The sequence below is a fragment of the Gemmatirosa kalamazoonensis genome (genome assembly GCF_000522985.1).
GTDB lineage: Bacteria > Gemmatimonadota > Gemmatimonadetes > Gemmatimonadales > Gemmatimonadaceae > Gemmatirosa > Gemmatirosa kalamazoonensis.
Genome location: NZ_CP007128.1, coordinates 1,431,199 through 1,453,052 on the forward strand (window position 1 = coordinate 1,431,199; position 21,854 = coordinate 1,453,052).

Annotated in this window: 21 protein-coding genes and 1 pseudogene; 9 read left to right on the forward strand and 13 right to left on the reverse strand. The window is 74.2% G+C overall.

The window, feature by feature from the left end; all coding sequences use genetic code 11:
* Positions 1-55: 55 nt before the first annotated feature.
* The 3 genes from J421_RS06295 (at position 56) to J421_RS06305 (ending at position 1,735) form a co-directional block, all read left to right on the forward strand.
* Positions 56-790 carry a LysM peptidoglycan-binding domain-containing protein gene (locus J421_RS06295; protein ID WP_025410324.1) on the forward strand — a complete coding sequence of 245 codons (735 nt, stop codon included), beginning with the start codon at positions 56-58 and terminating at the stop codon, positions 788-790.
* Positions 790-1,293: a hypothetical protein gene (locus J421_RS06300; RefSeq protein ID WP_025410325.1), complete on the forward strand. Its 504-nt coding sequence runs from the start codon at positions 790-792 to the stop codon at positions 1,291-1,293. Before J421_RS06295 ends, J421_RS06300 begins: the two co-directional genes overlap by 1 nt.
* A 97-nt stretch (positions 1,294-1,390) precedes the next feature.
* Entirely contained in the window at positions 1,391-1,735 is a 345-nt protein-coding gene (locus J421_RS06305; RefSeq protein ID WP_148306181.1) for a hypothetical protein, read from the forward strand.
* Between the two features lie 53 nt (positions 1,736-1,788).
* Here J421_RS06305 and hisIE read toward each other — a convergent pair whose 3' ends face one another.
* From hisIE to hisG, 11 genes and pseudogenes are all read right to left on the reverse strand, one after another.
* Positions 1,789-2,457 (reverse strand): bifunctional phosphoribosyl-AMP cyclohydrolase/phosphoribosyl-ATP diphosphatase HisIE, encoded by a 669-nt coding sequence (gene hisIE, locus J421_RS06310; RefSeq protein WP_025410327.1) that lies wholly within the window; start codon positions 2,455-2,457, stop codon positions 1,789-1,791.
* 191 nt (positions 2,458-2,648) lie between these two features.
* On the reverse strand, positions 2,649-5,054 hold the full coding sequence (locus tag J421_RS06315) for an ABC transporter permease (RefSeq protein ID WP_104022324.1): 2,406 nt from the start codon (positions 5,052-5,054) through the stop codon (positions 2,649-2,651).
* Positions 5,055-5,120: 66 nt separating this feature from the next.
* The gene (gene hisN / locus J421_RS06320; protein ID WP_104022325.1) at positions 5,121-5,894 is read right to left on the reverse strand and encodes a histidinol-phosphatase; all 774 of its coding nucleotides are present in this window, start codon (positions 5,892-5,894) and stop codon (positions 5,121-5,123) included.
* 67 nt (positions 5,895-5,961) lie between these two features.
* Positions 5,962-6,744 (reverse strand): imidazole glycerol phosphate synthase subunit HisF, encoded by a 783-nt coding sequence (gene hisF / locus J421_RS06325; protein WP_025410328.1) that lies wholly within the window; start codon positions 6,742-6,744, stop codon positions 5,962-5,964.
* Between the two features lie 36 nt (positions 6,745-6,780).
* Positions 6,781-7,359, reverse strand: coding sequence for an imidazoleglycerol-phosphate dehydratase (locus tag J421_RS06330; protein ID WP_025410329.1), 579 nt, complete (start codon positions 7,357-7,359; stop codon positions 6,781-6,783).
* Positions 7,360-7,363: 4 nt separating this feature from the next.
* Positions 7,364-8,083 carry a 1-(5-phosphoribosyl)-5-[(5-phosphoribosylamino)methylideneamino]imidazole-4-carboxamide isomerase gene (locus J421_RS06335; protein ID WP_025410330.1) on the reverse strand — a complete coding sequence of 240 codons (720 nt, stop codon included), beginning with the start codon at positions 8,081-8,083 and terminating at the stop codon, positions 7,364-7,366.
* 2 nt (positions 8,084-8,085) lie between these two features.
* Positions 8,086-8,757, reverse strand: a complete 672-nt coding sequence (gene hisH / locus J421_RS06340; protein WP_025410331.1) for an imidazole glycerol phosphate synthase subunit HisH — start codon at positions 8,755-8,757, stop codon at positions 8,086-8,088.
* Positions 8,754-9,065, reverse strand: coding sequence for a hypothetical protein (locus tag J421_RS33560; RefSeq protein ID WP_025410332.1), 312 nt, complete (start codon positions 9,063-9,065; stop codon positions 8,754-8,756). The genes hisH and J421_RS33560 overlap by 4 nt, the downstream gene beginning before the upstream one ends.
* A 62-nt stretch (positions 9,066-9,127) precedes the next feature.
* Positions 9,128-9,907: pseudogene (locus tag J421_RS34580) on the reverse strand (pyridoxal phosphate-dependent aminotransferase); the annotation flags it as partial.
* Positions 9,904-11,481, reverse strand: coding sequence for a histidinol dehydrogenase (hisD, locus tag J421_RS06350; RefSeq protein WP_104022326.1), 1,578 nt, complete (start codon positions 11,479-11,481; stop codon positions 9,904-9,906). The gene hisD and the pseudogene J421_RS34580, both read right to left, overlap by 4 nt.
* A complete protein-coding gene (gene hisG, locus J421_RS06355; RefSeq protein WP_025410336.1) occupies positions 11,478-12,368 on the reverse strand; it encodes an ATP phosphoribosyltransferase in 891 nt (296 codons plus the stop codon). The genes hisD and hisG overlap by 4 nt, the downstream gene beginning before the upstream one ends.
* Here hisG and J421_RS06360 point away from each other — a divergent pair.
* From J421_RS06360 to J421_RS06380, 5 genes are all read left to right on the forward strand, one after another.
* A complete protein-coding gene (locus tag J421_RS06360) occupies positions 12,367-12,594 on the forward strand; it encodes a hypothetical protein (RefSeq protein WP_148306182.1) in 228 nt (75 codons plus the stop codon). The genes hisG and J421_RS06360 overlap by 2 nt on opposite strands.
* A 54-nt stretch (positions 12,595-12,648) precedes the next feature.
* A complete protein-coding gene (locus J421_RS06365) occupies positions 12,649-12,942 on the forward strand; it encodes an HU family DNA-binding protein (RefSeq protein ID WP_025410338.1) in 294 nt (97 codons plus the stop codon).
* A gap of 144 nt (positions 12,943-13,086) precedes the next feature.
* A complete protein-coding gene (locus J421_RS06370) occupies positions 13,087-13,614 on the forward strand; it encodes a plastocyanin/azurin family copper-binding protein (protein ID WP_148306183.1) in 528 nt (175 codons plus the stop codon).
* Between the two features lie 110 nt (positions 13,615-13,724).
* Positions 13,725-14,648 (forward strand): UV DNA damage repair endonuclease UvsE, encoded by a 924-nt coding sequence (uvsE, locus tag J421_RS06375; protein ID WP_025410340.1) that lies wholly within the window; start codon positions 13,725-13,727, stop codon positions 14,646-14,648.
* Positions 14,649-14,799: 151 nt separating this feature from the next.
* The gene (locus J421_RS06380) at positions 14,800-16,635 is read left to right on the forward strand and encodes a P-loop NTPase family protein (RefSeq protein ID WP_025410341.1); all 1,836 of its coding nucleotides are present in this window, start codon (positions 14,800-14,802) and stop codon (positions 16,633-16,635) included.
* A 110-nt stretch (positions 16,636-16,745) separates the two neighbouring features.
* Here J421_RS06380 and J421_RS32620 read toward each other — a convergent pair whose 3' ends face one another.
* Complete coding sequence (locus tag J421_RS32620) at positions 16,746-18,497, reverse strand: ATP-dependent DNA ligase (protein ID WP_158508666.1); 1,752 nt, start codon at positions 18,495-18,497, stop codon at positions 16,746-16,748.
* The gene (locus J421_RS06390) at positions 18,494-21,340 is read right to left on the reverse strand and encodes an AfsR/SARP family transcriptional regulator (RefSeq protein WP_025410343.1); all 2,847 of its coding nucleotides are present in this window, start codon (positions 21,338-21,340) and stop codon (positions 18,494-18,496) included. The genes J421_RS32620 and J421_RS06390 overlap by 4 nt, the downstream gene beginning before the upstream one ends.
* Before the next feature lie 203 nt (positions 21,341-21,543).
* Here J421_RS06390 and J421_RS06395 point away from each other — a divergent pair, with 203 nt between their 5' ends.
* Positions 21,544-21,843, forward strand: coding sequence for a hypothetical protein (locus tag J421_RS06395; RefSeq protein ID WP_025410344.1), 300 nt, complete (start codon positions 21,544-21,546; stop codon positions 21,841-21,843).
* The last annotated feature ends 11 nt before the right edge of the window (positions 21,844-21,854 follow it).

Genomic DNA, 21,854 nt, shown 5'->3' on the forward strand with positions numbered 1-21,854 from the left:
CGCCCCACGGAGGGACGGGGCGCCCGCGGACGACGACCCACGCGGAGCTCCGACCGTGTCCATCGACAAGAAGTGGCAGGCCACCGTCGACGGCGGCATCACCGACGCCGCGTGGGACGAGTACGACCAGACCATCCAGAGCGCGGTCGCCACGTACAACCAGAAGTTCGCCGGCACGGCCCAGTTCCAGGCGGTCGACTGGCGGTGGGTCAAGGCCATGCTCTGGACCGAGAGCGGCGGCCCGACGAACGAGTCGTGGAAGACCCGCCCACTGCAGATCGGCAACGCCGGCGACCCTGCGTTCCGGGTGCTGCAGACCGGCGCCGAAGGGTCGACGGAGGTCATGGAGGCCGATCTGTTCCAGGCCCTGAAGGCCGGGCGGATCAACGAGCCCGCGATCAACGTCCGCGCGGCCGTCGCGTACCTCTTCACCCGCCTCGCCAAGTTCGCCGAGCAGTCCGTGCTCGATCCCACCGACAAGACGGTGCGCGAGTACACCGTCGCCCCCGGCGACACGCTGTGGTCGATCGCGCGCCGGCTGGGCACGACCCAGGAGGAGCTGCAGGACAGCAACCCGGCGGCGCGCGGCGGCATCAAGCCCAAGCAGGTGCTCAAGTACCGCAAGGCGGCCAAGAAGCTCGTGATCGTCGGCTGGCGCCCCGCGACCGCGGGAGAGATCGCGGCGCGCTACAACGGCGGCGGCGACGCCGCGTACGCCGAGAAGCTGACGTACGTCAAGGACGAGCTCTTCCCCAAGCTGGTGCGCAAGAACGCCGCGGTCGTACCGTGATGCCGTTAGGCAGCGGGCGGCGCCTCGCGGCCGTGCTCGTCGCCGCGTCCGCGGCGTGCGCCGCGTGCACCGGCGGCTCGAGGACGCCGGCCGGCGCCGGCGAGCCCGGAGCGGGCGACCGGGCAGCGCTGCACGACGCGCTGCGCGCGGCGGGCGTGCTCGACTCCGCGCGGCAGCTCGTGCATCTCACCCACGTCTGCGACCTCGTGATCGGCGGCGCACGCTACCCGGTCGCCGACGTGATGGAGCTCGTGCGCGGCGCCACGACGCCGCGCGGCGTCAACCGGATCGTGGTGCTCGACGGCGCGCGGCGACCGGTACGGACCGTCGCGTACACGACGGAGCGACCGCTGTACTGCGTCGGCGACCGGCTCGTGGTGTACGGCGACCTCGCCGTCGACGGGGTCGAGCCGTCGGGCAACGTGCTCCGGTTCGCCGACGCGGGGCGGTCGGTCACCGTCGAGCACGTGGATCCGAACGCGCTGCCGGGCTCCGCGTTCTGACCGTCCGGACCAGGCGCGACCTCCGGCGGCCCCGCGACGCGAGCGCACGCGTCCTGCACTAAGGCACCCTCCCAAACGACGTACACGCGGAGGCTGCATGCGCTCTCGACAGAATACAGTCCCTCATCCGGTGCCGGGCGACGCGGCGGGGCGGGCGACGCGCCGGGCGCCGGCCCGCGGTCGCGGCGGACGCCGACGGACCCGGGCGGTCGATCTCGTCCCGCACCCGCCGCTGCTGCACGGCTCGCCGGAGGCGCTCTACCGGGCCGAGAAGGCACGCCGCGCGCACGCCCCCGACGACGCGGTCATGATCGAGGCGAAGCGCCTTTACGACGAGGCCATCGCCGAGACGGGGAAGAAGCGCGCCGGCATGCGGAGCGCCGTCGTCCCACCGTCGCAGCGCCGCGGCGCCACGGCCGCCGAACCGGCCGGCGAGGGCTGACCGGAGCGCGGGCAGCACCGACGACGTCGTCGGTGCTGCCGTCAGCGCTGCCGTCAGCGCTGCCGCTGCGCGAGCACGGCGCGCACGTCGTCGAGCGACAGGCCGAGCGCGCGCAACGCGACGAGCGTGTGGTACACGAGGTCGGCGGCCTCCTCCGCCGCGCGCGGCGCGTCGCCGTCGGCGCAGGCCACCACCAGCTCGGCCGCCTCCTCGCCCACCTTCTTGAGGCGGAGGTTCCGGTCCGCGAGCAGCCGCTGCGTGTAGCTGGGCCGCTCCGCGTCCGAATGGTTAGGCGCCCCGGTCGACTCGGCGGAACCATGGGCGAAGGGGGGGGAGCCCCCCCTGGTACCTGATCCCGCGCGCGCCGCGATCGTCGCGTCGAGCGCGCCGAGGACGTCGGCGCCGAGCGCCGGATCGCCGAAGCACGACGTCGTGCCCGTGTGGCACGCCGGCCCGGCGGGCGCCACGCGCGCGAGCACCGCGTCGCCATCGCAGTCCGCGGCGAGCGACACCACGCGCTGCACGTTGCCGCTCGTCGCGCCCTTGTGCCATAGCCCGCGCGAGCGCGAGCGGTAGTGCATCTCGCCCGTCGCGAGCGTGCGATCGAGGGCCTCGCGGTCGGCGTGCGCCACCATCAGCACGACGCCGGTGCGTGCGTCCTGCGTCACGACGGTCACCACGCCGCCGCCTTTCTCGAAGTTCAGCGAGTCGATGTCCAGCATGCGGCCAATCTAGACGCTCGCCGATCGAACCGCAGAGGACGCGGAGGAGTGCCTCTTCGTGTTGAACCACGGAGGACACAGAGGACACGGAGGAAACCAACAAGAAGCGGTTCTCCTCTGTGTCCTCCGTGCCCTCTGTGGTTCAAGAAGCGAGGCACTTCCTCGGCACCCACCGCCGCTCGACCATGGAGTCAATTCCCGCGCAGCACGCTCGCCGGCGCCACGCGGCCGGCTCGCCGCGCCGGGATCCAGCTCGCCAGCACGCTCACCGCGGCGAGGAAGCCGACGATCGCCGCGTACGTCGCCGGATCGTGCGGCGTGACGGCATACAGGTACGGCGCGAGCAGTCGGCTCGCCGCCAGCGCCCCCGCCGTGCCGACGGCGACGCCCACCACGACGCCGCGCAGCGTGCCGTTCACCACGAGCGCGACGACCGAGCGCGCCGGTGCGCCGACGGCGAGGCGGATCCCTACCTCGCGCGTGCGGCGATTCACCGCGCGCGCGGCCACGCCGTACGTGCCCACGGCCGAGAGCACGAGCGCCATCGCGCCGAACAGCACCACGAGCGCGGTGCGGAATCGCTCCTCGGCGAACGAGCGGCGCACGCGCGCCTCCATCGACTCCGCGTCGCCGACGAGGAACGCCGGGTCCACCTCGCGCACCGCGGCGCGCACGGCCGCGGCCACCGACGCCGGGTCGCCGCGCGTGCGCAGCACGAGATCGGGCACGTCGATGTCCTGCGCGAGCGGCACGTAGATCGACGGCCGTGCCTCGCCGGCGAGCGTGCTCACCTTCACGTCGGCCACCACGCCGACGATCGTGCGCCACGCGCCCTGCCATTTCACCTGCTTGCCCAACGCGCTCTCCGTCGGGAAGTCGCGGCGCGCGGCCGACTCGCTGATCACCGCGACGAGCGGCGCGCCCACGCGGTCGGCGTCGCCGAGCGAGCGGCCGGTGAGCACCGGGATGCCCAACGTCGCGAAGTAGTTCGGCGTCACCGTGCGCTGCTCCAGCTCGTGCTTGTGCGCCCCGCGCTCGGCGTCGCTCTCGCCCGGCAGCAGGACGGGACTGCTGCTCGACCGGCCCGAGAACGGGGGCGACGTCGCCATCGACACGGCGGTCACGCCCGGGATCGCGCGCACGCGCGGCACCACGCGCGCCTGGAACGCGCGCAGCCGGAGCGAGTCCTCCCAGTACTTGCCGCGCATCATCACCGGAACGGTCAGCACGCCTTCCGCGCGGAATCCCGGGTCGACGCTCGACAGCGCCTGCAGCGAGCGTGACAGCAGCCCCGCGCCGACGAGCAGCACCATCGACAGCGCGAGCTCCGCGGCGATGAGCACGCGCTGCAGCCGCCCGCGCCCGTCGGCCACGTGCCCGGCGCGCAGCAGCGCCGCCGGCCCCGCGTCGGCGAGCGTGAGCGCCGGCACGATGCCGAACAGCAGCGCCGCCGCCGCCGCGGCGAGGAACGAGACGCCCAACACCCGCGCGTCCACGTGCACGGCGCCGAGCCCCGGGATGCGCGGCGGCGCGAGCGCGACGATCACTCTCGTGCCCCAGAGCGCGAGCAGCGCGCCGAGCGCCGCGCCCCCGGCCGAGAGCAGCGCGCTCTCCGTGAGCAGCTGTCTGACGAGCCGTGCGCGGCTCGCGCCGAGCGCCGTGCGGGCGCTCATCTCCGCGCCGCGGCTCGCCGCCTCGCCGAGCAGCAGCGTCGCGACGTTCACGCACGCAACGAGCAGCAGCAGCCCGACGGCGCCTAACAGGAGCAGCAGCGGCGCCCGCACCGCGCGCGTCTCGTCGCGCACGAAGTCGGTCACGCGCGCCCCGCGGTGCGCCTCGGGGTCGCCGGCGCCTAACAGCCGCTCCGCCTCGAGCGCCGCCTGCGCTTCCGTGACGCCCGGGCGCAGCCGGCCGAGGGCGAAGAAGCTGTGGTTGTGCTTCCCGACGTCGCCCAGCTGCTGGCCGGCCGGAATCCAGAACGGCGCGCCCGGCTTGCCGCGCGCGAGCGTGGTCCCCGGCGGCAGCACGCCGACGATCTCGTAGGGCCCGTCGTCGAACTGGAGCGCGCGCCCGATCACGTCGCGGCGCCCGCCGAAGCGCGCCTGCCACGCGTCGTAGCTCAGCATCGCGACGTGCGGCCCGTTCGGCACGTCCTCGCCCGGCAGGAACGTGCGGCCGAGCACCGGCCGCACGCCGAGCAGCTCGAAGAGACCCGGGCTCACGCGCGTCCCCACGATCTCTTCGAAGCCGCTCGTCGTGGTGAGCACGCGCCGGAACCCCGACCACGCGCCCACCGCGGTGAACGACGTCTGTTGTGCGCGCCACGCGATGAAGTCGGTGTAGTCGAGCGTCATCTGGTCCCATGACGCGGCCAGCAGCATGCTCGTCTTCCGCGTCGCGTCGGTCTGCCAGACGGAGAGGATGCGCCCACCGTCGCGGTACGGCAGCGACCGGAAGAGCACCGCGTCGACCACGCCGTAGATCGCCGTGGCGGCGCCGATGGCGAGCGCGATGGTCGCGAGCGCGACGGCCGTGAACGTGCGCCGGCGGCGGAGCGACCGCACGGCGAAGCGGAGATCGGCGAGGAGCGTGCGCATGGGGCAGGGGATGAGGTCCGCCGTTCGACAGTGTGCGCAGGCGTATCGTTGCGTCGGCGCGCCGGTCTATGCGCCGAGCCGCGCGCGCACCTCCGCCGCCAGCGCCGCGTTCGTGGCGATCGCGCTCCTGCCGAACGCCGTGCGCCGCCCCTCCCAGTCGGTGAACGCGCCCCCCGCTTCCTCCACGATCGGAAGGAAGCACGCCGTGTCCCAGTCGCCGACGACCGCGTCGAGCATCGCCTCGGCGCGACCCGTGGCGACGAGCAGGTAGCCGTAGCAGTCGCCCCACGAGCGCGCGAGCCCGGCGGCGTCGGACAGGCGGCGCCACGCGTCGCGGCGGTCGGGGCGGTGCGTGAACTTCTCGTCCGTCGTCAGCACCGTCGCCGTGCCTAACGACGCGACGTCCGACACGCGGCACCGGGCGCCGTTCCACCAGCAGCCCGCGCCCGGCGCCGCGGCCACCAGCTCGCGCACCGCGGGGAAGTATGCGGCGCCGGCGAGCACGTCGTCCCCCGCCGCGACGGCGACGAGCGTCCCCCACAGCGGCACGCCGCGCACGAACGTCTTCGTGCCGTCGATCGGATCGATCACCCACCGGCGCGCCGCATCCGCCCGCGTGATCCCTTCCTCCTCGCCGAGTATCCCGTCGTCCGGAAAGCGCTCGGCGAGCCACGCGCGCGCCGCCGCCTCCGCCGCGCGGTCGGCGATCGTCACCGGCGAGCCGTCGCCCTTCGTCTCCACGCGCAGCGCGGAGCGGAAGTGGCGCAGCGCCACGTCGCCGGCGACGCGCGCGACGTCGGCCGCCGCGTACATCAACGACTCGGAGGGGAAGTCACGCATGGGAGAGTGAGCGTGGAGCGTGGAGCGGGGAGCGTGGAGCGTGGAGCGCGCGACGGTGCTCCACGCTCTACGCTCCCCGCTCCACGCTCGCCATGCGAACCGGAAGGCCCGCATCGCGCATCGTGTCCTTCAGCGCCGCCACGGTCGTCAGCCCGTCGTGCAGGATGCCGGCGACGAGCGCCGCGTCGGCGTGGCCGTCGACGATCGCGTCGCGTACGTGCGTCGCGTCGCCGGCGCCGCCGGACGCGATCACCGGCACGTCCACCGCGTCGGCGACGGCGCGCGTGAGCGGGAGGTCGTAGCCCGTGCGCGCGCCGTCGCGGTCGATGCTCGTGAGCAGGATCTCGCCGGCGCCGCGGCGCACGCACTCCGCCGCCCAGCTCACGGCCTCGAGCTCCGTCGGCTGCCGGCCGCCCTTCACGTACACGCGGAACATGCGCGCCGCGTCGTCCCACTTCGCGTCGATGCTCGCCACGACGCACTGCGCGCCGAACCGGTCGGCGCTCTCGGTGAGCACGGCCGGGCGATCCACCGCGGCGGAGTTGATGCTCACCTTGTCCGCGCCCGCCCGCAGCGCGCGCGCGACGTCGTCCGCCGAGCGCACGCCGCCGCCGATGGTGAGCGGCACGAACAGCCGCTCCGCCGTGCGCCGCGCGACGTCGAGCAGCGTGGCGCGCTCCTCGGCGCTCGCCGAGATGTCGAGGAACGTGACCTCGTCGGCGCCCTCGGCCTCGTAGCGCGCCGCGAGCTCCACCGGATCACCGACGTCGCGCAGGTTCACGAACTGCGTGCCCTTCACGACGCGCCCGCCCTTCACGTCGAGGCAGACGATGAGCCGCCGGGTCAGCATGAGCGTGGAGCGTGGAGCGGGGAGCGTGGAGAGGAGTCATGCATCGGCGGAGTGCTCCACGCTCTGCGCTCCACGCTCCACGCTCTGCCTGAGTGACACCGAGCCCTTGGTGGAGAACACCGCCCCGCTCTCCACGAGCGCGTCACGGAGCGCGAGGCCCAACGCCTTGAACGCCGCCTCGACAATGTGGTGACGGTCCCTGCCGCGCAGCACGCGCACGTGCAGCGTCGCGCGCGCGTTGTCGGCGAACGACCGCATCCAGTGGTCGTACAGCCCGCTGGGCAGCGGCCCCTCGTACCACGGGCGACCGCCGATGTCGATCGACACGTGCACGAGCGCGTCGTCCATCGGGATCGTGCGGTCGCCGTAGCGCGCCGCCGTCGCCGGCGCGAACTCGGCCAGCGCGGCGCCGAACGCGATGCCGACGTCCTCGATGAGGTGGTGCCTGAGATCCCCGCGCGCCCGCACCGTGAGGTCCACGCCCGCATAGCGCGCCAGCGTCACGAGCATGTGGTCGAGGAACGGCACGCTCGTGTCCACCGTCGCGGCGCCGGTGCCGCGCGTCAGCTCGACGCGGATCTGTGTCTCGCGCGTCTCGCGCACGATCGTCGTCATGTCGTCACTCGTCGTTGTATTCGTCGAGCACCGCGCGGGGATCGATCGCGCCCGTGTACAGTGCCATGCCCACCACCGCGCCCCACACGCCGCGGTCGTCGAGCGCGCGCAGGTCGTTCATCGAGCCCACGCCCCCGGACGCGATCACCGGCACGTCCGACGCGTCCACCACGTCCTCCATGAGCGGCAGGTCGGTGCCCAACATCTGCCCCTCGCGGTGCACCGCGGTGACGAGCAGCCCGGCGAGCGGCACGCCGTGCAGCTCCTCGACGAGGTCGATCACGTTGCGCGGCAGCGTGTGCTGCCAGCCGCGCGTCACCACGCGCCGCTCGCGCACGTCGGCCGCGAGAACGATCTGTCCCGGGTAGCGCGCCGCGAGCTCGCCGAGCCAGTCGGGGTCCTCCACGCCGCGCGTCCCGACCACCACCGCGGTCGCGCCGTAGCCGAGGATGCGGTCCACCGCGTCCTCGTCGCGCACGCCGCCGCCGACCTGCACCTCGTCGACGCCGCCGTGCCGCAGGATCTCCTCCACGACCGACGCGTTGGAGCCGCGTCCCGTGGCCGCGTCGAGATCCACGACGTGCAGGCGATGGAAGCCCAGCCGCGACCACTCGCGCGCCACCGCGAGCGGATCGTCGAGTCGCACGCGCTCGTCCGCGTACTCGCCGCCCACGAGCTGCACGCACGCACCGTCGCGCAGGTCGACCGCCGGGATGACTAACATGCTCAATCGGGACTCGGGACTCGGGACTCGGGACTCGAGCGCGACGACGAGTCCCGAGTCCCGAGTCCCGAGTCCCGAACGCTCTCCACGAACGCCTTCACGAACGCCAGTCCCGGCGCGCTGCTCTTCTCCGGGTGGAACTGCACGCCGACCACGTTGCCTTGCCTGACCGCGGCGGGGAAGCGGTCGCCCTCGTGCTCGCTCCACGCCGTCACCGGCGCGTCGTCGTCCGGGCGACACACGAAGCTGTTCGCGTAGTACGCCACGCCGAGCCCCGACGCCGCGAACAGCGGGTCGCGCGCGTCGTCGATCGCGTTCCACCCGATCTGCGGCACGCGCGCCGCGTCGAGTCGCGTCACGCGGCCGGGGATGACGCCGAGCCCCGCGCCGGGGCCCTCGTCGCTCGCGTCGAACAGCAGCTGCATCCCGAGGCAGATGCCGAGCGCGGGCAGGCCGGCGCCTAACGCGTCGCGCACCGCGTCGCGTCCCGGCGCCAGCCGCTGCGCCGCGGCCTGGAACGCGCCGACGCCCGGCAGGATCAGCGCATCGGTGTTCTCGACGGCGCGCGCCGCGTCGGTCTCCACGCGCACCTCGGCGCCCGCTGCCTCGAGCGCCTTCGCGAGCGAGTGCAGGTTGCCGGCGCCGTAGTCGAAGAGCGTCACGCGCGTCGTCATGGCGCCTCCCGAAGCGCATCGGCCAGCGCGTCGAGCAGCGCACGCTGCACCGGCTCCGGCCCGACCGCGAGGCGCAGCGCGTCGCCGCCGCTCGCCGCGAGCGCGGGCACCACGCGCGGCAGCCCGCGGAACACCCGCGCGCCGACACCGCGCGCGCGCAGCCGCGCCGCGACCGCCGCGGCGTCGCGCACCGGCACGAACGTGAAGTTCGCGACCGACGGCGACGGCGACAGCCCCAACGCGCGGAGCCCCGCCTGCAGTCGCTCGCGCTGCGCCACCGCCTCCGCGGCGCGCGCGCGCGCACCCACGGCAGCCCGGCGTCCAGCGCGGCGAGCGCCGCCTTCTCCGCGGGGTACGTCACCTTGAACGGGCCGCGCGCCTTCTCCACCTCGCGCACGACCGCCGCGTCGCCCACGCCGTAGCCGACGCGCAATCCAGCGAGCCCGAACGCCTTGCTCATCGTGCGCAGCACGAGCACCCGCTCCCACCCCGGCGCTTCGGGCGTGAACACCTCGGCGCGCGCGGCCGGATCGGCGAGCACGAACTCGGCGTACGCCTCGTCGAGGATGACGAGGCCGCGCGCACGCTCCACCACGCGCCGCACCGCGTCGCGCGCGACCGGCGTCGCGGTCGGGTTGTTCGGCGAGCAGAGGTAGATGATGCACGCGTCGGTCGCGAGCAGCGCGTCGGCGTCCACCGCGTAGTCGTCGCCGGCGAGCGGCACGCCCACCGGCGTGAGGCCGTTCGCGCGGGCGTACACCGGCACCATCGAGAACGTCGGCGCGGCATGCGCGAGCACGCCGTTCGGCTGCGCGAACGCGCGCACCGCGCAATCGAGCACGTCGTCCGACCCGCACCCGGTGACGATCTCCTCGGGACGCACGCCCGCATACTCCGCGAGCGGCGCCTTCAGCTCGGCGTTGTACAGGGCGGGGTAGTGCGCCACCGTCGCGGTGAGCGCGGCCGCGCGCAGCGCGTCGAGCGCCGCCGGTGGCGCGCCCCACAGGTTCACCGTGTCGCTCACGTCGACGGCGCACGGCGACGTGCCGGGCGCGTAGAGAGGGATCTGCTCGTAGCCGGGGCGTGTCGGTAACCCACCCTGAGCGTGGAGCGTGGAGCGTGGAGCGTCGAGTGTCGCCTTGTCCATCATGAATTGTCCTCCACGCTCTCCGCTCCTCGCTCCACGCTCGGCTCGGCGTTCCGGATGCGTTTGGCCGCGGAGTTGAGGGCGTGCCGCTTCATGTGCGCGTGCTTCGGTTTGAGCCACGCCCGCGCCGCGGCGGCGTGTCCCGGCAGGCCTTCGGCGTCGGCGAGGCGGCCCACGTCGTACGCGAGCCGGTCGGCGGCGCGCGGCGACACGCGCTGGTACGTCGTCCACCGCACGAAGTCCAGCGTCGACAGCCCCGAGTACGAGCGCGCGAGCCCGCCCGTCGGCAGCACGTGGTTCGCGCCCGTCATGTAATCGCCGTACGCCACCGAGCTCGTCTCGCCGAGGAACACCGTACCCGCGTTGCGGAGCCGGGCGAGCACCATCGAGATCTCCGGCTCGCCGATGGTGAGCAGCAGATGCTCGGGCGCGTACTCGTTCGCGAACGCCACCGCCTCGTCGTACGTCTGCGCCACGAGCACGCCCCCCTGGCCGGCGAGCGCGCGCTCCACGATCGCGCGGCGCTCCGCGTCGGGCACCTGCTCGGTCAGCGCGGCGGTCACCTGCTCGGCGGTCTCGTCGCCGATCGCGACGCACACGACGGCGGTCATCGGGTCGTGCTCCGCCTGGGCGATCATCTCGCGCGCGACGAGCGCCGGGTCGGCGGTGTGGTCGGCGAGGACGAGCAGCTCGCTGGGGCCCGCGGGCGAGTCGATCGCGCACACGCCGGCCACCTGCAGCTTCGCCTCGGCGACGTACGCGTTCCCCGGCCCCACGATGCGATCGACGCGCGGCACCGTCGCCGTGCCGTAGGCCATCGCCGCGATCGCGCCCGCGCCGCCTAACGCGAACACCCGATCCACCTCGGCCAGCGCGGCGGCGGCGAGCACCACGCTCGACGGCAGCCCGTCCTCGCTCGGCGGCGAGCAGAGGACGATCTGCTCGACGCCCGCGACGCGCGCCGGCACCACGCCCATGAACACGGAGCTCGGATACGCCGCGCGTCCGCCCGGCGCGTACACGCCGACCCGCTTCAGCGGATCCGGGCGGCGTCCGACGACGATGCCGCGCTCCGGCTCGACCTCGGTCGCCTTCGGCCGGAACGCGGCGTGGACCGTCGAGATGTTGCGGATCGTGCGCTCCATGGCGCGCCGCAGCCCGGCGTCCATCCCTTCCAGCGCGGCGCGCCACTCCTCGCGCGGCACCTCGATCGAGGGCAGCGTCGCGCGGTCGAGCTCCCGCGCGAGCGCGACGAGCGCCGCGTCGCCGTCGCGCCGCACGCGCTGCACGATCTCCGCCGTGCGCGCGCGCACCGCGTCGTCGCTCGACGTGCTGCGGTCCGTGAGCCGGCGGCGATCCTCGGCGCCTAACGAATCGACGCGGCCCGTGAAGCGCAGTCGGGACTCGGGACTCGGGACTCGGGACTCGGGGGAGCCGTCGGAAGACAGCGGCACGCCCGACTCCGCGTCGGCCGCGTGCAGGTCGGCGTCGACGCCGGCGGACACGAACCTCGCGTCGTCATCCCGAGTCCCGAGTCCCGAGTCCCGAGTCCCGGACGTCGTGTCGCGCTCTCTCATGGCATCAGCCTCTCGATGCGCGTCACCAAGATCCCCTCGCCGCCGAGGGCCTTCAGTTGGGCGATGGTGCGGTAGATCGTCGCCGCGGCGACCACCGCGTGCACCGCCACGTGCGTGCCGCCGTTCATGATGTCGATCACGGTGGGGCCCGAGATGCCGGGGAGCACCTCCTTCACGCGGTCGAGCGCCGCGCGCGGCACGTTCGCCATCACGTACCGGCGGTCGCGCGCGCGGAGCACCGACGCGAGCGCCGCGACCAGCTCGTCGAGCGCGCGCGCCTTGTCGCTCGCCGTCTCGCCCGCGGCGGGCATCGTGCCCGGCGTCGCGATGAGCCGCGCGCTCGACTCGAGCACCGTCGCGACCTCGCGCAGCCCGTTCACCTTCAGCGTCGAGCCGGTCGACGTGAGGTCGACGATGACGTCGGCGATGCCGAGGTGCGGGGCGATCTCCACCGCGCCGGAGATCGGTACGACCGTCGCCTCGCGTCCGAGCGACGCGAAGAAGCGCGTCGTCACGCGCGGGAACACCGTCGCCACGCGCACCGCCCGCCCGTCGTGCACGCCGAGGTCGTCGGCCGTGTGCACCGCACTGTCCTCGCGCGCCGCGACGACGATGCGGCAGCGGCCGAAGCCGAGGTCGAGCAGCGCGTCGAGCGGCCGCTCGCTCTCGCACACGAGGTCCCACCCCGTGACGCCGGCGTCCGCCGCGCCGTCGGCGACGAACTCGGGGATGTCGGCGGCGCGCACGAAGATGGCCTCGAACTCGCCGCCGAGCGACGCGGTGAGCGCGCGGTCGCCGCGGACGCGTACCTCGAGCCCGGCGTCGTTGAACAGCTCGCGGGCGTCGTCGGCGAGGCGCCCTTTGTTAGGCAGTGCGATGCGTAGCATGGATCACGAAAAACGAAAAAGCCCGCCGATGGAGATCGGCGGGCCGCTGCGAACGAGCTCGGACGCTCGGGTGACTCGTCGTCGGTCACCCACGCGCACGCGCGTCGCCGCGGCCCGCCGGGCCGTGACGATGATGCACGTGATGATGGTGGTGCGCGCGGACGATCGACATGGCTCGCAACATAAGCGCGGGCTCGGCCTTGCGGAAGAGCGGTCGCTCTTGTGAGACTGCCGCGCTCGTTCGAGCACATCATCTCATCTCGAGTCTCTCTACCGTCCCATGAACAAGTCGGAGCTCATCCAGTACGTCGCCGACGAGGCCGAGCTGTCGCGCGTGAAGGCCGCCTCGATCGTGAACCTCCTGTTCGATCCCACGAGCGGCGTCATCGCGAAGAGCATCAAGAAGGGCGAGGTCGTCACGCTCACCGGCTTCGGCACGTTCGAGCAGCGCAAGCGCGGCGCGCGGACGTTCCGCAACCCCCAGACCGGCGCCCCCGTGAAGGCGAAGGCGAGCAAGGTGCCCGCGTTCCGGGCCGGCGCGACGCTGAAGGGGACCGTCAAGGGCGGCAAGTGAGCGCGCGCTGGCACGCTGCGTGAACTGCCCCCGATTGCTTTGGCGTCCCCGAGCCGATTAGGATTCCCCCCTGCTGGGGACGCCCAGCGACCTGAGGGCCTGCACGGTGTGGGTCCGGAAGAGTACGGCTTAGGAGGCCTCTCGATGCGTTTCTACGCGTATGCGTTTGCTGCCAGCGCCCTCGTGCTCGGGGCGTGCGGCGGTGGTGACAACAAGGCCGCGGACACGTCCGCCGCGGCGGCTCCGGCGGCGACGCCCGACACGACGGCGGCTGCGACCGCCGCGCCCGCGACGTCCACGACGGCGGCTGGCACGGCCACGGCGGCGCCCATCACGGGCAACACCGTCGAGGTGAAGATGATCGGCGACGCGCAGGGGTATCGCTTCGACCCCGCGAACGTCACGATCAAGAAGGGCGACGGCGTGAAGTTCACGATGGTCTCGGGCGGCCCGCACAACGTCGCCTTCGACCCCGCGGGCATCCCCGCCGGCGCCGACGCGCAGCTCGACGCCAACATGTCCGACAAGATGGCCGAGCTGTCGAGCAACATGAAGACGAACCCCGGTGATGCGATCACCGTCTCGTTCGCGAACGTCCCGGCGGGCACGTACAACTATCACTGCACGCCGCACCTCGCGATGGGGATGAAGGGCACGATCACGGTCCAGTAAGACCGCCGGACCACGATCGATCGCACGACTGCACGAACGCCGAGCGCCGGAGCCCACGCGGGTTCCGGCGCTCTCGTCGTCTCCGTCCACGCCGCGCCCGCCTGTGCTGCATGCTCCGCCTCGGACTCTGCTGCCTCTTCGTCGATGCGCCGATCCAGTTCCGCACGGCGACGCACAAGCACGTCGCCACGCTCGGCCCCGACGGCGGGCGCGCGTACCTGTCCGGCGCGGCGCGCGCGAATGCGGACGCGCTGCGGCGCGCCGTGGAGCGGTGCCACGCCCTCGGCATCGGCGCGTTCCGCATCACGAGCGGCATCCTGCCGCTCGCCACGCATCCGATCTCCGGCTACACCGTCGCGTCGCTCGACGACGGCGCGACGATCGGCCGCGCGTTCGAGACCGTTAGGCCGCTCGCCCGCGCGCTCGACGTGCGCCTGAGCTTCCACCCCGACCAGTTCGTCGTGCTGAACTCGGAGCGCGAGAGCGTGCGCGACGCGTCGGCGCGCGAGCTGGAGTTCCAGTGCGAGGTCGCGGAGGTCGTCGGCGCGGATACGGTCACGCTCCACGCGGGCGGCGGTGCCGGCGGCAAGCCCGCCGCGCTCGACCGCCTCACGCGCACGATCGACACGCTGTCCGACCGCGCCCGCGCGCGCCTCGCGCTCGAGAACGACGACCGGATCTTCACGGTCGAGGACCTGCTGCCGATATGCGTGCGTACCGGGGTTCCGCTCGTCTACGACGCGCACCACCACCGCTGCAACCCCGACGCGCTCACCGTCGACGAGGCCACGGACCGCGCCGCCGCGACGTGGGCGGTGCGCGACGCCGCGCTCGGCCCGCACGCGCACGAGCCATGGTTCCACATCTCGTCGCCGCGCGACGGCTGGGGCGCGCCGAACCCGCGCCCGCACGCGGACTACATCGACCCGGCGGACGTGCCGGACGCGTGGCGGGACCTGACCCTCACGGTCGACGTGGAGGCGAAGGCGAAGGAGCGGGCGGTGCTGGATCTTATGGAACGGCTGCGGCGCTGATGCGGCGGCGCTGATACGGCGGCGCTGGGACCGCGGCGCTGATACCCCGCGTTACCAGCGCCGCCGTATCATCGCCGCCGCATCAGCGCCGAGGTATCAGCGCCGCCGCATCAGGTGCGAGCGGAACGAACTTCGCTATACCTTCCCCCCGATGTCCGCCCCCACGTACCCGACGCCGGTCCGCCACACCGGCTCGTTCCGCGTCCCGCGCGAGGAGCTTGGGAGCGGCGCGTCGCGCACGCAGCTCAGCGCGATGTGGGCCGCCGCCCGCGCCCGCAACGCGCTCCGACGCCGCTGGCCACTCACGTCCGCGTGCGCGGCCGCGCTCGTGCTCTCGCTCGTCACCATCACGTTGCTTCCGCGGCAGGCCGCGCGGCTCGCGAACCTCGCGCTGCCGCGCCCCGGCGAGAAGGTCGACACGCTCGCCCTCGCGGCCGACGCCGCGGCGGCGCGGGCGGCGTTCACGACCGCCGACTCCGCGCTCCAGGCGAAGCGCGGCGCCGCGGCCCGCGCGCGCGCCGCGGAGATCGCCGCGATCCAGGCCCGGCGCGCCGCCGAAGCGCTCGCCGCCGGCGGCGTCGCGCGGCGCGACTCGCTGTCCGCCGCCGTGGCCGACCTCGACCGGCTCGTGGCGCGTGCCCAGACGTCGCCGCTTCCCACGTCGTATCGCGCGCTCGCCGAGGCGCCGGGTGTGCGCGAGGATCCGCGCACGCGCGTCCTCGTCGACTCGCTCGACGACATCGAGCGCGAGCGCGAGGCGTTCGGCGTCGTGAGCGGCGTCGACCCGGTGTACGTACAGCTCACGAACGCGATCAACCGCTTCGGCCGCGGCATCATGGCGATCGCCGACGCGCGCCGCACCGCGCTCCACGACCAGCTCGCGGCGCTCGGCGATCCGTCCGCCGCGCCGACACCGACGCAGGTGCTGCCGTCGGAGGCGCTCCCGGCCGATTCCGCCGCGCTCGCGGCGCGGGCGCCCGTCGCGATCGACACGGCAGCGGAGATCGCCGCCACGCAGGCGACACAGCTCCGTCGCGACTCCGTGGAGGCGAAGCTCACCGCGGCCCGCGCGAAGAACCTCGCCGTCGACCGACGCGTCGAGGCGGCACGCGCGCGCGCGAACGTCGACGCGCCGCCGTCGGCGATGCTCGTCGCCGCGTTCGCGCTCGCCCTCGTCATCGGCTTCGCGGTGATGCTCGGCGCCGAGGTGAAGCGGCCGCGCGTCGCCGATGCGCGCGAGGCGGAGCGCGTCTCGCGCACGCGGGTGCTCGCCGTCGTGCGCCCGGAGTCGTCGATCTCCGACCGCGCGCGCCGGGCCGCCGACGTCGAGATCGGGGGGCTCATCGACTCGTCGATCGAGAGCTACCGCATGCTGTACCTCAGCCTCGCGGCGACCGGCGCGGCGATCCCCGTCGTCGCGGTCACCGGCGACGATCCCGCGATCGCCGCGACCGTCGCCGCGAACGTCGCCGCCGTCGCCGCGGAGGACGGCCGCAGCACGCTCGTCGTCGACGAGGACATGGGGCGCGGGCTGCTCTCCACCGCGTTGGGCGTGCGCAATCGGACGGGGCTCTCCGACCTCGCGCGCTCGAACCTCCCGCTCGCCGAGGCGATCGTGCCGGTGACGGTGGGGCGCGGCCTCACCATCGACGTCGTCCCCGCCGGCGTCGCGCCGCCGCCGCCGCACGTGGCCGCGACGACCGCGAGCACGCCGGTGCCCGTCGTCAGCTCGGTGCTCGACGCGCTGCGGCTCGACCTCGGCCGCCTCACGCGCCGCTACGACTTCGCCGTGTTGGGCATGCCGCCGAGCGAGGCCGAGGCCGACGCGCGCGGCTTCCGCATCGCCCCCGACGTCGTCGTGTGCGCGCGCGCGGGCCACACGCCGCTCGCCGGCCTCGCGCGCGAGGTCGAGCGGCTGCAGCAGGCCGGCGCGCGCGTGCGCGGCCTCGTGCTGTGGGACGACGAGCGGCCGTCGCTCGACGAGTAGGGCAACTACGACGGCGCGGGCGATACGGCGCTGACGATACGGCGCGATGGTGCGCTCGCATCGCGAGCACCGCCTAACCACGCAGCACGGCGCCGGTCAGCGCCGTTGAATCAGCCCCCGGCGAGCGCGCGGACGGCTTCGAGCGTGTCGATCTCGTCCACCGGCTTGTCGTCGCGGATGCGCACGATGCGCGGGAAGCGCAACGCGTAGCCGGCCTTGTGCCGCGTCGACGGCTGCACGATGTCGAACGTCACCTCGAGCACGACCTCGGGCCGCACGAGGTGGAAGCGACCGAACTTCTGCACCGTCAGCGCGTGCAGCCGCTCGCTCAGCGACGCGATCTCCACGTCGGTCAGCCCGCCGTACGCCTTGCCGACGTTGAGCAGCGTCGGGTCCGTCTCCGATGCGCGCACCGCGAACGTGTAGTCCGAGAGGACCTTCGCGCGCCGTCCGTGGCCGCGCTCCGCGCCGGTGATCACCACGTCCAACGTCGCGAGCGCCTTCTTCAGCTTCACCCACAGCTTGCCGCGCCGCCCCGGCGTGTACGGCGACGCGAGCGACTTCGCGATGATCCCCTCGTTCCCCGCGGCGCGCGCACCCGCGAACGCGGCCTCCAGCGCATCGGCCGTCGACACGAGCGCGTTGGGCGCCAGCCGCGCGTGCGGTCCGGGCCAGTCGAGCGACGCGAGCCGCTCGCGCCGCCGCGCGTACGGCTCGTCGATGACGAGCGCGCCGTCCCACGCGAGCGCGTCGTACGCCACGAATTGCACGGGCACCTCGGCCAGCACCGCGTCGTCCGGCGCCTTGCGCCCGAGCCGCCGCTGCAGCGCCTTGAACGGCAGCGCGCGCGCCGGATCCGCCGGGTCGTACGCCAGGAGCTCGCCGTCGAGAATCAGACCGCCGTCCTCCACGCTCCACGCTCCACGCTCCACGCTCGCTCCGTCGGACGAGGCGGCGAGCGTGGAGCGTGGAGCGTGGAGCGCCGAGAGAGCCGCCACGACCTCCGGGTAGCCGCGCGTGATGTCGTCGAGCGTGCGCGAGTAGAGCGCGACGCGCACGGAGCCCTCCGGCCCGGGGCCGATGTGCGCCTGGCAGCGGATGCCGTCGTACTTGTCCTCCACCGCGAACGGCGTCGGCAGCGCGTCCGTGATCTCCTCCGCGGTCGCGAGCGGCGAGGCGAGCATGAAGCCTAACGGATGGAACAGCGACAGCCGCGCGTCGGCCAGCCGTCCCTCGCGCGCGAGCACCGCCACCTCGCCGACGTCGCCCCGCAGCAGGTTCGCGTGGCGCACGAGCTCCAGCGGCTGCCCGAACGCGGCGGCGACGGCCTCCTCCACCTGCGCCTCCTTCAGCCCGATCCGCAGCTCGCCGCTGCCTAACAGCAGCTTCACGGCGTACTGCGCCTCCGCGCCGCCGAGCGACGCGAGCAGCTCGCGCACGAGCGCGCGCTTCGCCGTGCTCCCCGACGTCGCCGCGATGCGCGCGAACTCGTCGGCCACCCACGTCAGCGACACGCCGCTCGAGGGCTGGTCGGCGAACAGCTCGCGCGCGAGGTCGCCGAGCTCCCCGGCGTCGACCGCGCGCGCGTGCAGCGCGTCGGCGTCGAGCCCGGAGAGCGCGACGAGGGCATCGAACACCGCGCGGCCGCCCACCTGCGTCGTGCGCATGTCGTGGCGCGGGAACACGAGCCCCGACAGGAACCGCGCCGCGACGGCGAGCGCGTCGCCATCGAGCGTCGCGAGGTACGCGGCGAGCGCCGCGCGCTTCTCGAGCCGCTTCGTCGTCGCCCGCACCGCATCGGCAGCGGCGGTCCACGCGTGAAACCCGTCCGGCTGCACTGGCACCTCGCGCTCGGTGGTCACGAGCCGGCGCGCGCGGGGCGCGCCGCGATCGCCGCGCTGCCGCACGCCTCGTCGAGGAGCCGACGCGGCGCGGGGTCCGCGGACGCCCACGCGGCACGCGCGAAGCTGCACGCGGACTCCGCCTCGGTCGTCGCACCGGCGAGTCGGGCGACCCGCGCGCGCTCGATCGCGAACACGACCTCCATCGGCGTGAGGAACGCCGCCAGCGGCTCGCGCAGCACCGGGAGCGCGTCGCGCGCCCGTCCCGCGGCGGCGAGCAGCCGCGCCCGCGTCAGCCGGTCGAGGTAGCAGGTCGCGCAGAGCGTGTCCGGCAGCATCGTGAGCTCGCGGAGCGCCAGCGCGCTGTCGCCGCGGGCGAGCGACCGGTGTGCGCGCGCCGCGGGCTCGTCGTACGCGGCGAGCGCCGACCCACGGGCCGCCCGCTCGAACGCGTCGATCGACGCCGTGTCGGCGTTCGCCGACCACCACGCCAGCGCGTGCCGAGCCAGGTCGGGGCGACTCCGCGTCCACGCCGCGAAGCGCGCCCGCGCTGCGGTCGACGGCACGGCGCCGAGGTACGCGAGCTCCGCGAAGATCAGGGCGTCCCGGGGGCCGAGCGTGGTCACCGCCTCGGCGAGGTGCCCGCGAAACGCGAGCTGTTCGGCGAGTCGCTGACGCATGAACCGCACGTCCGCGAACAGCGGATAGTCGCTCGGACGCCCGGCCGCGAGCAGGCGCCCCACGCGCGTCGCGGTCTCCGCCGGATCCGGCCACCGGCGCAGCGTGGTCCGGGCCGAGACGAGCGCGTCGGTCGCGGCGGTATCGAGCAGCCGGGTCGTCTCCTCGGCCGCCGCGGCCTGCGGGTCGAGCAGGCGGATGACGAGCCGGACCCCCCGGTGCGCCGCCTCCATGGGGTTGAGCGCGAGGTAGCGCGTCGCGTAGCCCTCCGCGCTGTCGGGCCCGTGCAGGTTCAGCGCGAGCTCCACCGGATGGATGTACGCGGGCGCGAAGGCCGAGTCGAGCAGGATCGCGCGGTCGAAGTGGGACAGCACCCGCTGCTCGGGCTGCCCGACCTCCGGACCGAAGCCGAAGTGGTAGCCGGCCTCGCCGAGCTGGAACCACGCCTCCGGGTCGCCGGGATAGCGCGCCACCGCCGAGTCGAGCGTCGCGAACAGCCGCCGCGTCGCGCGCCACGCCGTGAGCGCGTCGGCGGTCGAGGTGGCCGCCGCGCTCAGGGAGTCGGCGAGCACCAGCAGGCTGTCGTGCGGGCTCAGCCCGTGGTTCAACGCCCCGGCGCGGAGCAGATACTGCGCGGACGCGGGATCGGTGCTCACCCGCTGCCAGGCGAGCACCTGTCCCAGACGGCGCAGCGGCAGCGCGAACGTGGAGTCGGCGGCGACCGCGGCCTCGTAGTGCACCCGGGCCGAATCCCATCGCGTCCGACGGAAGTGCTGCTCGCCGAGCAGAAAGGCCTTCAGCGCATCGAGCGAGCGGAACTGCCCGAGCGACCCCTCACGCGCGGCGGCGAGCGCCACGCGGGTGGAGAGCACGCGCAGCACCGCGACCGTGAGCGAGTCCGTCAGCCGGTCCATCCGCGTGATCGCGTCCCGGCGGGTGACCTCGGCCACGACGCGCGAGCGGCTCACGTCGAGCACCACCGCGCGCACGCGCACCGAGTCGGCGCCCGAGCGGATGAGATCTCCGAACACGGCGAAACCCGCTCCGGTGGCGCGGCCGAGCGCGGTGACCGATGCGCGCTCCGGTCGGTCCGGGAGCCGTCCGATCGCGACCGATGGCGACACGGTGCGCAGCGGCCCGGCACCGTCGAGGTTGCGCGACAGGACGTCGACCATCCCCTCGCGCCAGTAGCCGAGGTGGGGGTCGAGCACCTGGAACGGCGCCACCACCACCGTGGCCTGATCGACCGGACCGCCGAGCGACGGGGCGATGAGACGAGCCGCGGAGCTTCCGGTCAACGCCAGCGCCACCGCGCCCACGACCGCCGCCGGCACGAGCAGCCTCCGCCGGGCGGATGTCGCGGAGCCGATCGGAGCTGGCAGGGAAGCGTCGACCGACACAGGCGGCAGCGCCGGAACTGGGGGCGCGGCCGTCGTGGCTCGCGGCGGGGTCTCGCGCCGCGCCGGCGTCGTCTCTCCCTCGCGCTGTCGGAGCCGTTCGGCGAGCGCGGCGACGGCGGGGTCGGGCGAGATGTCCAGCTCCTGGCGCATCAACGCGTCGTGCACCCGAGCGTGCTGCAAGGCGGCCGGGATGTCGCCGGCGCTCGCCAGGGTGCGCATGAGCCCGAGCGCCGCCCGCGCGCCGAGCGGGTCGAGCACCGACAGCCGGCGCCACCAGCCGGCGGCGACCTCGCAGTCGCCGCGCGCCTCGGCCTCGGTCGCCAGGACGTCCAGCGTGTCGAGGACGCGGCGCCGGATCCGGGCGCGTTCCTCCTCCACCCATCGCTCGAACTGTGGCGCGCCGCTCAGCGCGAAGCCATCGAGGAACGGGCCGCGGTAGAGCGTGACGGCGTGCTCGGGGCGGTGGCCGTGCACCGCCGCCCGGAACTCCGCCAGGTCGCTCGAGATCGCCGTCGGGTTGAGTCGCAGGTCGATCGAGCCGAGCGTCGGCTCCTCCACGCGGACGTCGCGGCGCAGACGAAACAGCGCCTGCCGGAGCGAGTTGCGCCCCTGCTCCTCGCCGGCGTCCGGCCAGAAGAGCGTCACGAGCCGGTCTCGCGAGATCCCATCCTCCCCGGCGGCGGCGAGAACGGCCAGGAGGGCGAGCACGCGGCGCTGCATGCCGGCGTGCACCGGCACGCCGTCTCGGTCGAGCGAGAGGCCCCCGAGGGTGCGTAAGCGCAGCATGGAGCGGCAGTTAACGCGATGGTAACAGAGCTCTAACGCCGGGCGGCTACTGTGTCGGCCGCCGTCCTGGGGCGCAAGCGACGCTCCAGCAAGCGCGCGGCCACTCGGCCGTAGCCGACGGCTCCGGATTCCCGCCGCGGCCCCACCTGCCGGACCAGCCGGCGCCGCGGCCCCGTCTCACGTGCTCGTCTGGAGAGCCCCTCATGCAGCACCGCCGTCTCGTCGTGTCGGCCGCGTTCCTCGCGGTCGGCGTCCTCGGCGCCCTCGCCGCCTGCGACTCCAAGAAGGACGCCGCAGCGCCGACCGCGCCCGTCTCCACCCCCGCGCTCTCGGCCAGTCCGAACGTCGCCACCGCGATCGGCGAGCGCGTCGCGTCGGTCTGCCGCGGCTACCAGCGCGAGCAGGCCCGCGTCGCCGCCGAGCTGGCGAAGGCGCCGAAGGACGCCGAGCTGTCGCGCCAGGCGACGGCGATCGCGTCGATGATTCGCACCACCTGCGAGTGAGAGGGCCGCGT

Coding starts and splice junctions, on each gene's coding strand:
- J421_RS06300 (WP_025410325.1), top strand. CDS start 790: ATGCCGTTAGGCAGCGGGCGGCGCCTCGCGGCCGTGCTCGTCGCCGCG.
- J421_RS06305 (WP_148306181.1), top strand. CDS start 1,391: ATGCGCTCTCGACAGAATACAGTCCCTCATCCGGTGCCGGGCGACGCG.
- hisIE (WP_025410327.1), bottom strand. CDS start 2,457: ATGCTGGACATCGACTCGCTGAACTTCGAGAAAGGCGGCGGCGTGGTG.
- J421_RS06315 (WP_104022324.1), bottom strand. CDS start 5,054: ATGCGCACGCTCCTCGCCGATCTCCGCTTCGCCGTGCGGTCGCTCCGC.
- hisN (WP_104022325.1), bottom strand. CDS start 5,894: ATGCGTGACTTCCCCTCCGAGTCGTTGATGTACGCGGCGGCCGACGTC.
- hisF (WP_025410328.1), bottom strand. CDS start 6,744: ATGCTGACCCGGCGGCTCATCGTCTGCCTCGACGTGAAGGGCGGGCGC.
- J421_RS06330 (WP_025410329.1), bottom strand. CDS start 7,359: ATGACGACGATCGTGCGCGAGACGCGCGAGACACAGATCCGCGTCGAG.
- J421_RS06335 (WP_025410330.1), bottom strand. CDS start 8,083: ATGTTAGTCATCCCGGCGGTCGACCTGCGCGACGGTGCGTGCGTGCAG.
- hisH (WP_025410331.1), bottom strand. CDS start 8,757: ATGACGACGCGCGTGACGCTCTTCGACTACGGCGCCGGCAACCTGCAC.
- hisD (WP_104022326.1), bottom strand. CDS start 11,481: ATGAGAGAGCGCGACACGACGTCCGGGACTCGGGACTCGGGACTCGGG.
- J421_RS06360 (WP_148306182.1), top strand. CDS start 12,367: ATGGATCACGAAAAACGAAAAAGCCCGCCGATGGAGATCGGCGGGCCG.
- hisG (WP_025410336.1), bottom strand. CDS start 12,368: ATGCTACGCATCGCACTGCCTAACAAAGGGCGCCTCGCCGACGACGCC.
- J421_RS06365 (WP_025410338.1), top strand. CDS start 12,649: ATGAACAAGTCGGAGCTCATCCAGTACGTCGCCGACGAGGCCGAGCTG.
- J421_RS06370 (WP_148306183.1), top strand. CDS start 13,087: ATGCGTTTCTACGCGTATGCGTTTGCTGCCAGCGCCCTCGTGCTCGGG.
- uvsE (WP_025410340.1), top strand. CDS start 13,725: ATGCTCCGCCTCGGACTCTGCTGCCTCTTCGTCGATGCGCCGATCCAG.
- J421_RS06380 (WP_025410341.1), top strand. CDS start 14,800: ATGTCCGCCCCCACGTACCCGACGCCGGTCCGCCACACCGGCTCGTTC.
- J421_RS06390 (WP_025410343.1), bottom strand. CDS start 21,340: ATGCTGCGCTTACGCACCCTCGGGGGCCTCTCGCTCGACCGAGACGGC.
- J421_RS06395 (WP_025410344.1), top strand. CDS start 21,544: ATGCAGCACCGCCGTCTCGTCGTGTCGGCCGCGTTCCTCGCGGTCGGC.